This is a genomic window from Methylobacterium sp. HMF5984, assembly GCF_045033435.1.
Classification (GTDB): Bacteria; Pseudomonadota; Alphaproteobacteria; order Rhizobiales; family Beijerinckiaceae; genus Methylobacterium.
Genome location: NZ_JBJFLN010000001.1, coordinates 4,709,225 through 4,724,318 on the forward strand (window position 1 = coordinate 4,709,225; position 15,094 = coordinate 4,724,318).

7 protein-coding genes and 2 pseudogenes are annotated in these 15,094 nt (G+C 64.1%); 5 read left to right on the top strand and 4 right to left on the bottom strand.

Translation table 11 applies throughout. The features are described 5' to 3' along the window. Nucleotides 1-145 precede the first annotated feature (145 nt). The 4 genes from ACFZ8E_RS22805 (at nucleotide 146) to ACFZ8E_RS22820 (ending at nucleotide 4,598) form a co-directional block, all read left to right on the top strand. Nucleotides 146-2,062 (top strand): hypothetical protein, encoded by a 1,917-nt coding sequence (locus ACFZ8E_RS22805; protein WP_405043857.1) that lies wholly within the window; start codon nucleotides 146-148, stop codon nucleotides 2,060-2,062. A 40-nt stretch (nucleotides 2,063-2,102) separates the two neighbouring features. After that, complete coding sequence (locus ACFZ8E_RS22810) at nucleotides 2,103-2,354, top strand: hypothetical protein (RefSeq protein WP_405043858.1); 252 nt, start codon at nucleotides 2,103-2,105, stop codon at nucleotides 2,352-2,354. A 304-nt stretch (nucleotides 2,355-2,658) separates the two neighbouring features. Beyond that, nucleotides 2,659-2,943 (top strand): hypothetical protein, encoded by a 285-nt coding sequence (locus tag ACFZ8E_RS22815; protein ID WP_405043859.1) that lies wholly within the window; start codon nucleotides 2,659-2,661, stop codon nucleotides 2,941-2,943. Nucleotides 2,944-3,245: 302 nt separating this feature from the next. Continuing rightward, a complete protein-coding gene (locus ACFZ8E_RS22820) occupies nucleotides 3,246-4,598 on the top strand; it encodes a transposase (protein WP_405041836.1) in 1,353 nt (450 codons plus the stop codon). A gap of 103 nt (nucleotides 4,599-4,701) precedes the next feature. Here ACFZ8E_RS22820 and ACFZ8E_RS22825 read toward each other — a convergent pair. Then, nucleotides 4,702-5,276: pseudogene (locus ACFZ8E_RS22825) on the bottom strand (DUF2254 family protein); the annotation flags it as partial. Here ACFZ8E_RS22825 and ACFZ8E_RS22830 point away from each other — a divergent pair. Further along, nucleotides 5,264-5,644 (top strand): annotated as a pseudogene (locus ACFZ8E_RS22830) (sodium:proton antiporter); the annotation flags it as partial. The pseudogenes ACFZ8E_RS22825 and ACFZ8E_RS22830 sit on opposite strands and share 13 nt — an antisense overlap. Nucleotides 5,645-5,961: 317 nt before the next feature. Here ACFZ8E_RS22830 and ACFZ8E_RS22835 read toward each other — a convergent pair. The 3 genes from ACFZ8E_RS22835 to ACFZ8E_RS22845 all read right to left on the bottom strand — a co-directional run bounded on the left by ACFZ8E_RS22835 (nucleotide 5,962) and on the right by ACFZ8E_RS22845 (nucleotide 14,541). Next, nucleotides 5,962-8,313 (bottom strand): MHYT domain-containing protein, encoded by a 2,352-nt coding sequence (locus tag ACFZ8E_RS22835; RefSeq protein ID WP_405043860.1) that lies wholly within the window; start codon nucleotides 8,311-8,313, stop codon nucleotides 5,962-5,964. Nucleotides 8,314-8,841: 528 nt separating this feature from the next. Then, nucleotides 8,842-9,318, bottom strand: coding sequence for a PilZ domain-containing protein (locus ACFZ8E_RS22840; protein ID WP_405043861.1), 477 nt, complete (start codon nucleotides 9,316-9,318; stop codon nucleotides 8,842-8,844). Between the two features lie 1,161 nt (nucleotides 9,319-10,479). Continuing rightward, nucleotides 10,480-14,541, bottom strand: coding sequence for a molybdopterin-dependent oxidoreductase (locus tag ACFZ8E_RS22845; RefSeq protein WP_405043862.1), 4,062 nt, complete (start codon nucleotides 14,539-14,541; stop codon nucleotides 10,480-10,482). Between the last annotated feature and the right edge of the window lie 553 nt (nucleotides 14,542-15,094).

The following is a 15,094-nucleotide window of genomic DNA, read 5'->3' on the forward strand; positions in this document are numbered from 1 at the left end:
CCCCCTGTGCGGACCCGCTATCTGATCCCGACGCCTCGAAACCGCTTGTCGTTCGCAACCCCCAGGTCAACAATCCCACATCGAATTCGGAGACCGGCGGGTCGTGGTGCCCCGCAGGTCTCCCAAGCCAGGGAACGTTGCGAACGTGTCCGACGCCGATCTACTCTCCGAAGCCCCGCCCGTGGGCGTCCCGGGCCCGTCCGACGACACGCTCGGACGCCTCCCGATCCATCATCTGCGCTGGTCCTCGTACGCCTCGGTGATCCATCCCGAGGACACCCGCGGCGTCTGCGTCCTCACCTACACGGCCCGGGTCATGATCGAGGGCATCGAGGAGCCCCGCACCCGCTCCGCCGGCGCCAAGGGACACGAGCTCGCCGAGACCGTCCGGCGGCTCCGGCCGAAGTTCATGACCCTCAGCGCCTTCCGCGAGCCCAAGCCGACCAAGGACGGCAAGCCGAGCCGGGACTACCGCGAGAGCCCGTGCAAGGCGTTCTGGAACCTGTCGAGCCTCGGTGCCCTCTGGGTCGACCTCGATTTCTACAACAAGAAGGCCTACCGGCACAGCACGCCGCGCACGATGGTGCCGCTGGTGCTCGCCCGCCTCCAGGACCTCGGCCTGCCCCTGCCGTCCTACATCATGTCGAGCGGCAAGGGGCTGTTGGCCGTATGGCTGCACACCCGGCTCCTGCCCGCGATGCACCCGGTCTGGAAGGCCGTTCAGAAGTGCCTCAACGACGGCTTCGTCGACATGGGTCGCGATATCCAGGCGATGGCCTGCACGGCCAATTTCCGTGTCGCCGGGTCGACCAACGACGGGCACGCGGTCGAGGTGCTCTGGCCCGCCTACGTCGACCAGATCGAGCACTTCTACTTCGACATGCTTCGGACCGAGATCTTGCCGTACTCGCCCGAGCAGGTCCGCGAGTACCGCAAGGTCCAGGCCCGGAAGATGGCCGCCAAGGCGGAGAGCGCCGCCGCCAGGAAGGCCGAGGGACGCCCCGCCCCGAGGGTCAAGTTGAACCGCGAGACGTACTCCAAAGCCGTGGTGAAGGACCTGTACAACCTGTTCGAGGCGAGGTTCCAGGGCCACCCGGTCCAGAAGGGCGAGCGGGACACCTGGCTCTACCACCTCACCGTCGCGGCCGCATGGGTCATGGAGCCGGACGCGCTCAAGGCCGAGGTCAGGCGCCTGGCACCCCTGTGTGGCCTTTCCTGCACCAGGGCCGTCACCCTGATGGGCAGCGTCATCGCCAAGGCCCGGCGCGCCGCCCAAGGCCATAGCGCCACGTACAAGAAGCGGTCCGTCGACCCCCGCTACCGAACCAACCCGCAGATGCTCGTCGACCTGTTCGGCGTCACCGTCGAGGAGGCCCGCGAGCTCGACCTGCGCGTGATCGCGCCCCGTGCCCTGAAGACCGCCCGGGAGGCCGAGCGGTCCCTGACCCGTCGCCGGGATGCCGGCGCGCAGGACCGCACCCTGATCCAGGCCCAGCGCCTCGCCTTCGGCCTCGTCGCACTGGAGCGCAAGGCCGCCGGCGTCCGGGTCGAGGACATCGCGTTCGAGGCCAAGCGCAGCGTGTCCTATGTCGAGAAGGCGATGCGGGAGGCCCGGGCCGTCGCCTCCATCGGGAAGGGACAGGTCAAGCCCAAGGCCGGTCGCCCTCGGAAGGCCCCCGAGCCCGTCTCCGAAAACCCTTTCGGTTCGACCGTGTCTATTGACGCGGGGACTTCGCCCAAGGGCCTCGATGCCGAGCCCCGATCTGTTGTGGCCCGCGGCGACCAGGCGTATGCTGACGGGGTTCGCAACGTGCACCACACGGTACTGGACACGACGCCCGACGCGGTCTCCGACCCGGCGGGCGTCGACGTTTCCGGGGTTGGCGTGGATTACGAGAACGGCCAGCCCCAGAAGGTCCACGGTGTCTGGCGCCACTGGGACGGTTCGCGGTGGACGCCGACGCCGGCGCTACTCATCTGTTTCTGGCGCCTGGAGGTAGGGACGCTGGACGAGATCATCGCCCGCCACCCGTTTGCCCCGCCCCTCCAGGCCGTAGCCTAGATCGCGCCACGCCCGGGCCGGCATCGTCCCGGGCATGAGCATGTCCTTCGACGTCCGGATCGCCGCCGATATCTCCGGGCCCATCACGGCCTGGCGCGACAGGTTCCTCTCGTCCGTCGGCGAGGCCAAGTACAGGCGCGCCGCCGGCTGGACCGTCGACGAGGTGGCCAAGACCGCCGTCGTCGGCATTCGCGCGCAGTTCCACAAGACGCTCGACGTCCGCAATCGCGGCCGTTCAGTCAGGTTAGTCGGGGCGGTGGCGCCGATGGGAATGGTCGACGTCCGCAATTAAGGTCGTCCAATCAAGCCAATCGTGGCAGTCGCCTGTAGGCACAGTTGACGTCCGCAATCGCGGCCGTTCAGCCAGGCTAGTCGGGGCGGTCGCGCCGATGGGAATGGTCGACGTCCGTAATCACGGTCGTCCGATCAAGCCAGTCGTGGCAGTCGACTGGAGACACGCTCGATGGCCGCAATCACGGTCGTCCGATCAAACCAATCGTGCCAGTCGCCTGTAGGCATGGTCGACGTCCGCGTTAACGGTCATCCGATCAGGCCAATCGTGGCTGTCGCCGGTAGGCACGCTCCACGTCCTCGTCGTGGACGGTCCCAAGGCGGCGCTCGACCTGCTCGACGGCGGCGAGCACGTCGACCTGCTGTTCACCGACCTCGTCATGCCCGGCGGCGTCGACGGAACGATGCTGGCGCGTGCGGCTCGTGCGCGGCGGCCACGGATTGGGATCCTACTGACGACAGGCTACGCCGAGGCCTCGCTTGAGGGTGAAGACGGTCCCGAGTTCGAGGTCATCGACAAGCCATACGGGAGGACGGAGCTGGCCCGGCGTGTCAGGGCACTGCTCGACGCGCCGACTGACGGCGGCTGAGCTCTGTCACCTGGTACACGAACGCCTCACGGTAGGACGGAGGCAACGTCACTCCGCTTGGACTATGACGAGAACCATATCACCCGGCCAGATGCCGAAGCCCTTGTGTTCACTCCTTTTGATCGGAGGCTTTTCTTTCGACGGACCATGGGTCTGCGTCAGGGGCCGGAGGCCTCCGCATATTGCGTCGGTTGTCCGCTTTCTTAGCTCGACTTTGGCCATTTGCGGCGCGTGGAGTGGGCGGAGGTGACGAAGCGGGCGTGAGGGATAGGCTGGTGGCGTCCCCGCCAAGAGACACCGCCATGCTGCCCCTGCCCACCCGCTTTGCCGGGATCATCCTGGCGTTCGCGCCGCTGTTCGTCCACCGCTCCTGGCGCCATGCTCAGCTGTTGCTGATCGGCGCGATCCTGACGCCGGGGCGGCGCACGGTGACGAGCGTCCTGCGCATCATCGGCCGCGCGCAGGAGCGGCGGTTCGTGAACGTCCACCGTATCCTCAACCGAGCGGCGTGGTGCCCGCGCTCCGGCAGCCGTATCCTGCTCGGGCTCCTCGTCGATGCGTTCGCGCAACGCGGCCCCGTGGTCCTGGGACTGGACGATACGATCGAGCGCCGCCGCGGCAAGCGGATCGCGGCCAAGGGCATCTACCGTGATCCAGTTCGCTCCTCCGACAGCCATTTCGTCAAGGCGAGCGGGCTGCGCTGGATGAGCCTCATGGTGCTCGCCCCGATCCCCTGGGCGGGGCGCGTCTGGGCGCTGCCGTTCCTAACCGCGTTGGTGCCGTCAGAGCGCGCCTGTCGCGAACGGGGCCGTCGGCACAAGCCTCTGCTCGACGTCGGACGCCAACTCGCTCTCCAGGCTCGCCGCTGGCTGCGCGCACGCGACCTCGTTGTGGTGGGCGACAGCGGCTTCTCGGCCTTGCTGTTCCTCGACGCGATGCGCCGCGCTCGCATCACGGCGATCACCCGCCTGCGGCTGGATGCTGCTCTCTACGAGCCGGCCCCACCTCGGCCGCCCGGCACGATTGGACGCCCGCGGACCAAAGGCGCGCGGCTGCCGACGCTCGCCGCGATCCTCGCGGCCAAGGACACGCGCTGGCACGCGGTCGTGGTGCCCGGCTGGTACGGGGCGGGCGAGCGCACCCTTGAGATCGCCTCCGGGACCGCCGTGTGGCGGCACGGCGGTCTGCCGGTCGTGCCGATCCGATGGGTGCTGGTGCGCGATCCCGAGAGCCGCTTTGCACCGCAGGCCCTGCTCTGCACCGAACCGGTGCGCGAGCCCGCGCAGATCGTGGGGTGGTTCGTGCGGCGCTGGACCGTTGAGGTCACCTTCCAGGAAGCGCGCGCCCATCTCGGTGTCGAGACGCAGCGGCAGTGGTCGGACAAGGCCATCGCCCGCACCACGCCCTGCCTGCTCGCCCTGTTCTCGATCGTCACGCTGCTGGCTGCACGGCTCCCAGTCCGCCAACGGCAACGGATCGCGGCCGCCGCGTGGTACCCCAAACCGCGCCCGACCTTCGCCGATGCTCTGGCCGCCGTGCGCTATGCGATCTGGCGCGAGCGGACTTTGGCAACATCACCGCGCCGACGCGCCCGAACAAAACCCGGCTTCCGTTTGCCAGCGCCCTGGGCCTATGCCCTCTGCCACGCCGCATGAGTGGCCAAAGTCGAGCTTAGGATCTATTCCCAAAACCTGACCGGCGGAATTCCACCCGTCTCGGACATTCAGTCTTAGGTATCGCGGGGTCTGATTCCGGCCGCTACACGATGCCCAGATTGGCGGCGCATAGCCTGCGGTAGCGGTCATCCAGGTCGGCGATGTCGGACGGGTCCGCCACGTCGCGGTCGGCGGCGGCGATGACAAGATCGGCATGCCGGGAGAGCTCCGCCGTCCGGTCCGGCCGCCTCTCGACCTCGACGACGCGCGCGAGCACGTCGAGCAGCCGGCCGAGCCTGTGGACCGAGCCGCCCGCGTTCTGCCGGATCATGGGGAACATGGCATCGCACAGACCGTCGTAATTCGTTACCGGGTGCACGAGCACGGCTCCGGCCCTCGCGCATTACCACACCTGTCGGCAGGTGCCGCGGGGCGATCCGGCACCGGGCATCGCCGAGGTAGTCCACCACGCCGCAGGACCATCAGCGCGTAGGCGAAGGTCCCCAGGAAGATGCCGAGCACCGTCTGGTTGCGACCATCGCGGATGAAGTTGCGCAGGAGCCGGGGACCCATCTGGCCGGAGGCCAGGGTCAGGGCGGCGATGGAGAAGGTCGTGCCGGCGACGCCGATGTTCGAGGAGGCGATGGCGCTGAGCAGCGCGGAAGTACGTCTCCGCCCTGTGGACGCTCATCGATGCGGTGCTGTTCCTCCTAATCGGCCTGGAGGTGCTCGTCCTGCGCTACCAGGTCGCCGGCCTGGCGCTGGCGGCATGTTCCGTCCCCATCGTGCTGGTCGCCCGTCTCGTCGCGGTATCAGCGCCCGTCATGCTGTTCCGCTGGGGCGGCAACCTCTCGCTCGGCAACGTGCCTTTCCTGAACTGGGCGGGTGCGCGCGGAGGCATCTCGGTGGCACTGGCGCTGTCGATACCGGAGAGCGACGCCAAGCCCGCGATCCTGGCGGCGACCTACGCCGTGGTGCTGTTCACGATCATCGTGCAGGGCTCGTCCCTCGGCCTCGTGGCACGGCGGACCCTTCGCGCGACCTAGATAGTCATCGGCCATTCCTTGCGGCCTTATGGAGCAAATGCACCAAGGTGATTAAGGGTGCCACCACATGCGGTGGAAAATATCACTATTTGCGCAACATGTCTGACGCCGTGCCTCAATCTGCTTGGCAAAACCTCAAGTTTTATGGTTCAGCTGATCATAGTACCTCACTTTGTGAGTGCTGGGAGGGCCTGTCAGAAATGCGCGCGACCGAGCGGCGGATCTATCATTTTGATTTGGAGGTGAAGGGGCACGGTCATACAGACCATCTCCATTCATTGATGAAGCTTCTGGAAGATGATTAGCTCCCGAGAACCTCAATTTTGGCATGCATCGCGTGCGGCATCCGAACAATCTAGTGTGGTTGCTCTGGAGCGAAAGCTGATGATCTTGCTGGTAATTTCGGCGCCATGAACCGCGTTGGCGACTACCTGAGCCAGTGTGCCTTGATCAAACGGCTTGCTCAGCCGAGGTAGAACAAGGGTGCGCTTTGACGATACCTCGGCGTAGCCCGAGGCTAAAATAACTGGCAACCCAGGGTGCACGCGTGCGATCTGCTCTGCCAGCTGTGTTCCCGTCATGCCCGGCATAGCGTGGTCGGTAATGACGAGGTCCAGCCCTTGTCTGCGATCAAGAATGTCCAGAGCATCCTGGCCCGACCGGGCTTCAACGGCGTAATGACCCAAATCCTCCAGCATCGCTGCTGTGTTTTCGAGAACCAGGGGATCGTCATCGACGACCAGCACGGCCAAAGACCGCGACGACATACGGGGGGAAGGTGCAGCGTTCACAGTTTCCGCTTGTGCCCCAGCCTCGGCCATTGGAAACCACATTTCCGCAGTCGTTCCCTCGCCGACCTGGCTCCTGAGCGTGAGAAGGCCCTGTGACTGCGCAGTCAAGCCCTGCACCATAGGAAGGCCCAGCCCTGTTCCCTTGCCGACGCCCTTAGTGGTGAAGAATGGCTCCTGCGCACGGGCGAGGGTCGCCGCGTCCATGCCGCTGCCTGTGTCCGCCACCGAGAGGCAGATGAAGCGGCCTTCGGAAAGATCGGCCGCATCTTCCTCGCCCGCTTCGCGACCCACAATTGTGATCGTGCCGCCCTCGGGCATGGCATCGCGTGCGTTCACAGTCAGGTTGAGAAGCGCCAGTTCACACTGGTGCGCATCTACCATGACGCGCGGTAAGCCTAGCGGGAAGCGGGTCTCGATACGTATCTGCGGTCCGATAGAGCTTTGGAGCAGGTCCGTCATACCCTGCACGAGTTGAGGCAAGTCCACCGCCTCGGGCTTCAGCTGCTGCCGTCGCGCGAAGGCGAGCATGCGCTGCGTCAGGGCAGCACCACGCTGCGCGCCCTGAACTGCATTGTCGAGCAGGCGTGTGAGCTTGGGATCGTCCGGTAGGCGTTTCCGCAGCAATTCGAGGCTGCCGAGGACCGCCATGAGGAGATTGTTGAAGTCGTGCGCGACCCCTCCCGTGAGCTGGCCCACCGCCTCCATCTTCTGAGCCTGTGCAAGCGCCTCACGGGCTTGATCCAGCGATTCCTGGGCCTGCTTGCGCTCGGTAATGTCGCGTGTGACCTTCGCGTAGCCAACAAGGAGGCCTTGCTCGTTGCGGATTGCGTCGATCACCACGTTGGCCCAGAAGCGGCTGCCATCCTTGCGCACCCGCCAGCCCTCGTCCTCGAACCGCCCCTCGCGGGCCGCAGTCATGAGCGCCGTGGCCGGAACGCCGCGCTGGAGGTCTGCCGGCGTGTAAAAGCGAGACAGGTGACTGCCCACAATTTCCTCGGCTGTGTAGCCCTTGATGCACTCAGCCCCGGCGTTCCAGTTGGCGATCCGGCCTTCAGTATCGAGCATAAAGATCGCGTAGTCTCTCACGCCCTGGAGCAGCAGTCGGAAGCGCTCCTCACTGGCGCGGAGAGCCGCGGCCTCGTGCTCAGATGCCTCCGACAGGTGCCGGTCGAACATGGCTGCAGTCAGTGCCAAGACGAGGATCAGGAAGGTCGTGCCTATGACCCAAAGCGCGAGGTAGGTTTGGTTCACACCCACGGTACTGTGAGCATGATCGACGGGCGCATGCGCGCTGAACGCGGAACCCTGCATCGCGCCGTAGTGCATGCCTGAAACGGCGAAGCCCATGACCGCGGCGGCAAGGAGGCGCAGCTTGACGCTAGTCTGCTGGAAGGCGAGCCAGAGCGCGGCGATGGCTGCGCCGATGGCGATGAGGATCGAGATGGCGACCCAAAAATGGTTATATCTCAGGTCGGCCGGCATGCGCATGGCCATCATGCCCGTGTAGTGCATTCCCGCGATGCCGAGCCCCATCACGAGGCCGCTGAGGCAGAGGGCACCCGGTCCTGCGCCTGGCCCGTTGACGACGACGAAGCCGAGCCCCGTGAGCGTGATGGGCAGCATCAGCGAGAGCAGGGTCAGGCGTAGATCGTAGCCGACCTCCAGGCCCGGAAGGCTGAAGGCCAACATGGCAACGAAATGCATCGACCAGATGCCGCCTCCCATGGCGACGGCGGCGGCGGCGAGCCACGCCCGCGAAGGCCATCCGGTGGTGGCACGCATGCGTGCGGCGAGGTCGAGCGCCGTGTAGGAAGCGGCGGCAGCGATCAGAATCGAAATTGCGACGAGGGTAGAGTCGTGAGTTCCGAGATGTGCCATCCGGGCGAAGTACCTTGCGACCGCATTCTAGTCGTTAGATCAGTGCGTTTCATCAACTAGGGCGTGCCCTGTATGCCCTGCGTTCGCTGCAGCAAAAGTCGTAGTGCTTCGGCAAAACTTGCCCCGGGAGCCGGGGTTCTCCGCGTGCAACGAAGCCGTATCCTGTGAGACGCGTTGTTTGGGCCGGATCTGATGGCGCCGCTTGCCTTCAACTCAGCGAGTGACATTGTGTCATGCCCACGCGGCTTCGGATCGGCCGCGTTGGCCTTCAGCGTCGGCTATCCGGACACGCGAGGGTCCTTTGAAGACCGTATTCTCGACGGAGCACATCCATCCGCGGGACCGTTGCGCTTTCTAGCACGATGTGGCCCGGAAGGATGTCGTCCTGCTCGGCACGCGAAGCTTGCCCCGAGCACATCATCATCTGCGCCATAGTTTGAGTGTGCTCGTCGTCAAAGTTCACGTTTGCGATTTCGATATCTGCCCAGCACTGACGTTGCGTCGCCAGCTTCAGGGGCCGAGGCGCGGTCAGAGCCTAATCTGCTCGTCGAAGCAGTTGGCGGCCAAGGGCTCGCAGAATTGAACGGCGATACCTCCTTCGAGGTGACGCACGATCGTGGCATAGTGAACTCCGACCTTGATCCGGGTGCCGACAAAAGGCACGGTGGAGGAGCTAAGGGAAATGGCTGCGCCAGTCCGTGACAGGTTCAGGATCTCGCCCCGCAGGACGATGTCCTGAGCAAACTTGATTTCTACCGAACGGTGTATGGGTACGATACGCGGCGCGGCACGCAGTTCCACCGTTTGTGCGCATCGGCGGGCGTGCCATTCGAGGCGGGCCGCGACGGGGCCGCGTCGGAACTCGGGCAGGTACAGATCGAGGGTGAAGCCTTCCGCCGTGATCTTGGTCACGCGGCCCAGCAGTATGCCGATATTGGTGAGGAAGCAGACCGCCGTCTCACCCACTTCGACCTCGGCGTTGGCGATAATGTCGGCCGACTTCAACGAAATTTCGGTCGCACGGCAGGAAACCTCGTGCCCCGATGCGACCAAGACACGTCCGCCCACGACGTAGACTGGCTTAGTGTCATTTGATACAGGAGGCGCCACGAATTTGGGCTCTACTACAGCAGATCCAGCCACAACCCGCCCCCGATATTCGTTACAAATTTTAGTAGCTTTGGATATCGTTCGCAGTGATAGAATTCCTTGATATTGCATGTTAATTTGCCGATTACAACCGAAAATTGCTTGTCATGTGCCCATAAGCGCGACGAAAATCATATTGATTTGTATCGCAACGTAGTCCGGGTTTGTTAGTTGGTAACTCTATTTTAAGCATTGAGCGTGACGTGGCTCATGAGCGATTTCGAATGCTATGAAACAAGCCCTCGTCGCAGTAGTGCTCGTTGGTGACGACGCCGACGATTGAGGGACTGCGTGCTGTTATCGGGAAGTAAAACGACTTACGGAGCGACTCGAGCCCCCTGGCCGCAAGCGGCTCGACAGGCCGTGCGCTCGGCATTCTGGGGTCCAAGACGTTGGCTGATGATCGCAGCCGCCCTCTCCCTGACCGCTGGCCCAGGTTGATTACACGCCTCACACTTGAAGCACACGTTACCCACGTTCGCTTGGTGGGTCCGCTTCGCCGGCTCAGCCGCCCATAAGCGGACAGGCAGCCTCCCACCCAACGCAGACGCAAAACGAGCGGGTAGACGTTAGTTTACAACAGTGTCTCATGCTACCGTGGGGGGGGAGGGGGTGAAGGAAACTGCGTTAAAGCTCCGTGCTCTGCCTTGCGCGTGGGCAGGATGACGACTTGCTCAATCTGTCATTATATTGAGATGATAACGAAGAACTAGTTTGAATACCGCTCGATGCGTGATCGTTTATAATTGTCGAACGTCGCAACAAGTTCATTCGCTCAGCGAGCTGCTGAATCTGGATTTCATGAGCCGCCTGAATTTGGCGTTCAGATTGTCGCCCAGCCAGCTCGCCTACGAACTCAAACACAACGCCGAGTGCGACAAGGCCTGCGCCGATCAAGCGTAAGGCGCTCATCCAGCGCGCAAAATCAGCAGTTCTTCGAAGATCTACAGAATTTGATAGCATATCGATCGCGCTCATTGGTATGACCACACAGGCTGAATGAGAAATGCTATTACTTCAGTAGACGTCGCGGAGGTAGCGCTTTGTCTTGGTGAGTTCGGCGACGTAGGCGTCGGCCTTGTCGCCGGAAAGACCGCCTGCCTCCCGGATAACGATTCGCAGGGTGGCATCTACGTCCCTGGCCATGTGGGCTGCGTCGCCGCAGACGTAGAGGTGCGCCCCTTCTTCCAGCCAGCGCCAGAGTTCGGCACCCTGCTCTCGCATGCGGTCCTGGACGTAGATCCGCTCAGGCTGATCGCGCGAGAAGGCGGTGTCGATCCGTGTCAGCAGTCCGCTGCGCTGCCATGCCTCGAAGGAGTCGCGATAGTAGAAGTCGGTCGCGATGCGCTGCTCGCCGAAGAACAGCCAGTTGCGGCCGCGTGCGCCGCGCGCCTGCCGTTCCTCCAAGAAGGCGTGGAACGGCGCGACGCCGGTCCCAGGGCCGATCATCACTATCGGTACGTCCGGCGCCACAGGTGGCCGGAAATTTGGATTGGCCTGGATGAAGATCGGGATGTCGCCGTCGGCTCGGTCGGCAAGATAGCCCGCCGACACGCCCGTCCGCCCGCGGTTGCCTGCGGTGTAGCGAACGATCGCCACCGTCGTCTGGACCTCGCGCGGATGCAGCTTCGGGCTGGACGAGATCGAGTAAAGGCGTGGCTGCAGCTTGCGCAGGCGTGGAAGAAACGCCTCCGGCTCGATCGCGACCGACGTGCCCGTCAGCAAATCGGCGATCTGCAGGCCAGAGAGCCGTGCCGCGCGCTCGCTGCCGGTCAGAGCCAGCGTTTCGCGAAGCTCATGGTCCCCGAAGACGGACGCCCACCAATCCAAGAATTCGGGCGAAGGCCTAGCGATGTCGTAGTGCCGCGCCAGCGCATCCTCCAGGGTCATCATGCCCTGCTCGACCACGACCTCCGAGTCCAGCTGGAGGTGAAGCGCAGCGACGATTTCAGCGACAACGCCGGGATCGTTGCGCGGCCACACGCCGATCGCATCCCCGGCCTCGTAGGTGGGACCGTCTTCGCCGAGAGCGAAAGTGAACTGCCGAGTTTCTTTCCCGCTGTCAGGGCCGTTGAGGTGGCGGTTCCCGATCAGCCGCGAGCGGTAGGGGTGCTTGCGGTCCCAGGCCGAAACAGATCCAGGCGTCGAGGCGGCAGGCACGGGCTTAATCGTCTTTCCGGCATCGGCTTCCCCGATATCTCTCACCAGGAGAGCTGTCGCTCGGGCGATCCAGGCTGCGGACGTGGCCTCGTCGCCAGGCTCGCATTCGGCCCGTTCGATGATCCGCTCGGCCCCGAGTTCGGCCAGCCGAGCATCCAATTTGCGACCGAAACCGCAGAACTGGTCGTAGCTGCTATCGCCAAGCGCCAAAACGCCGTAGCGCAGGCCGTCAAGCCGGGGAGCGTCGGCCGCTTCCAGAGCTTCCCAGAATAGGCCTGCGTTATCGGGCGAATCCCCGTCACCGAAGGTGCTGGTGACGAACAAGGCGGGTCCCTCAGCAAGATCTTTCGGGCGAACGTCATTCAGGGGGGCCAGACGCGTAGGCCGATTAGCCTTCTCCAAGGCTTCTGCACAACGCTGGGCGAGCGCTTCCGCGTTGCCTGTCTGCGACCCCCAGACGATCGGAATCGCCGCCTGTGCTGGCGTATCGAGCGCTGGTTGGCCCTTCGTCCCGGCTTCAGCTCGTACGCGGGAGAACAGCCCCGCGAGCAAACCGTCGAGTTGCAAGCGGCTGGACCTGTCGAGCGGAGCGGTCTCGGGAAGGACCGGGACGCGGTTCAAAGTCGGTGTATCTGCACCGAGCCCAGCCACATAACCTTGTAAATAGAGGCGCGCATCCGCGTCGAAAGCCTGCGGCAGCGCGGCCTCGATCCCAAGCAAGTTCGAAAGGGTACGAACGGCATCCGATGAATCTGGCCGTTCGCCCGAGCCATCGCCGGCCGCCGAGCCTGTGGCCTCGTCCAGCGGCTGGGCGGCAATACGGGTCAAAGCGACCGCGCTGCTCTTGAACGCCGGTTGCAGAGAGATCGGATCGACGGCATCGTCGGTCACCGCATTCACGGTCAGGTCGACGCCGAAGCGGTCGTTCCAGTGGAAGGGCGCGAAGCAGGAGCCCGGTGACACCCGGTCCGTCACCGAGGCCGGCAACGTCGCGCTGCCGCGCGGGGTCCGGATCTCCACCGCATTCCCTTCGGCGATGCCGAGCGTCGTGGCATCCTCGGGATGGATCTCGATGAAGGGACCGGGATTCAGGCGGTTCAAGGCCGCGATCCGTCCTGTCTTCGTTGCCGTGTGCCACTGATGCTGGACACGACCTGTATCGAGGACGAACGGATAGGTGGTGTCCGGTGTTTCCGCTGGGCTGGCGAAGGGTTGTGCGAAGAAGCGGGCGCGCCCCGTTTCGGTGGGAAAGTTCAGGCCCTCGGGCGTTCGATAGAGAATCGCACTGCTGTCGTTTCCCGTGTCCGGGGCGACCGGCCACTGCAACGCACCCTCGCGCAGGCGGGCATGGCTGGCTCCGCGGATGTCGTATCCCGTCCGCGGATTGGCGAAGCGGGCGAACTCGTCGAAGATTTCCGAGGCCGTCTCGTAGGCGAACGCGTCGCCATAGCCCATGGCACGGGCAACGCTGGCGATGATCGACCAATCCGGCGCTGCCTCCCCCGGGGGCGCGACGGCCCTGCTCGTCAACGTCATCGTGCGCTCGGAGTTGGTCATGACGCCGTCGCCCTCGGCCCAAAGTGCGCCGGGCAGGAGGATGTCGGCGTAGGCGTTGGTCTCCGCATCTCGGAACGCGTCCTGCACCACGACGAACTCCGCCGTTTTGAGCGCCGTGAGTACCTTCTTGCGGTCCGGAGCGGAGGCGACGGGATTGGTGCAGATGATCCAGCATGCACGGACACGCTGCTCGGCCATCGCCTCGAACATTGCGACGGCCCCCACGTCGGACTCGTCGCGAACGCTCCCCGCCGGCAGGTCCCAAGCCCGCTCGACGAAGGCCCGATCGTCCGCATCCGCAGTCGATCGCTGGCCCGGCAGACCGCGCCCCATATAACCAACCTCACGACCGCCCATCGCGTTCGCCTGTCCGGTGAGCGAGAACGGGCCGCTACCGAGCCGGCAGATCCGGCCGGTGGCCAGATGAAGGTTGCACAACGCGTTGGTGTGGGCCGTCCCCCGCGTGCTCTGGTTCAAGCCCATCGACCAGAGCGAGACCCATTCTCCGGCCTCGCCGATCCAGGCCGCCGCCTGCCTGATGTCGGCCTCGATGAGGCCGGTGATCGCTGCAACCTTGGCGGGAGGATAGTCAGCGAGGAACGCCGGCATCGCGCCCCAATCTTCGGTGTGCCGCGCGATGAAGCTGGTATCGATGTGGTCGTTCTCGACGAGAAGGTGCAACAGGCCGTTCAGCAGGGCGAGATCCGTGCCCGGCCGAAGCTGCAAGAAGAGGCTGGCCTTTTCGGCGGTCGTCGTGCGGCGCGGGTCGATCACGATAAGCCGGGCGCCGCCGCGGACACGCTCCATCATCCGCAGAAACAGGATCGGATGGCAGTCGGCCATGTTCGATCCGATGACCAGGAAGAGATCTGCACGCTCGAAGTCTTCGTAGGAACCGGGCGGCGCGTCGGCGCCGAGCGAAAGCCGATAGCCGCTGCTGGCGCTCGCCATGCAGAAGCGAGAGTTCGCCTCCACGTGCCGCGTGCGGATAAAGCCCTTGGCGAGCTTGGTAGCGAGGTACTGCGCCTCGATCGACATCTGCCCTGAGATATGGAAGGCGATCGCATCCGGCCCATGCTCGTCGCGGATCTCGCACAAGCGCCGAGCCGTTTCGGTAACTGCAGCACCGAGGGATGCGCTGGAGAAGCCGTCCGAGCGAGCAGATCGCCGGTATGCGGTGTCCAGCCGTTCGGGTACCGCGACAGCCTCGCCGCAACTCGCCCCTTTCGTGCAGAGGCGCCCGCGATTGGCTGGGTGGGACTTGTCCCCGCTAACCCGTGCAATGCGCCCATCGACGACGTCCATCACGATGCCGCATCCGACGCCGCAATAGGGGCAAACCCCCTTCACTGCTTCAGCCATCAACCGTTCAACCTCGCCGCGTGCCGAACCGTGTGGATACAACCAAGTTGGCAGCGCATGTCGAAGTCACATAAAGCAAAAATCGACGGACGAGCGATGAGGCGGCCGAACGTCGCGTACGTACAAATAAATATTCAGTGATATCCAAAAATTGATTTGGCCTAATATTCTCCTGTTGCCTTCCGCAGGGGAAATTTATGCTTGGAGCGCATTAGAATCATACGTTTGTGCGGCGTATGCAAAATTCAGCTATGAGCCTGCAGCCTTACTGCCCCGCGCTTTGCCAGGCGGTTTCGATGGCGAACCCTCAGCTGAGAGTATGTGCGAGCTTTTTGCATCGGCACTCCATCACATGCACAGTCGTGCCCACAGTCCAGATGCTCGAAGCACGAACCGGGGACGGCCCCTGACGTATCTCGAATTCATAATTTGAAGCCGCGATCAGCATTTGAGCCTTGTTCGAGGTGAGGCGGCTGCCCGTACCGTGCGGCGAAGTATTTTTCGGTACCGGTGGACAGAACATCCGTTTCCGTGAGTACGGTGCCGCAATGCT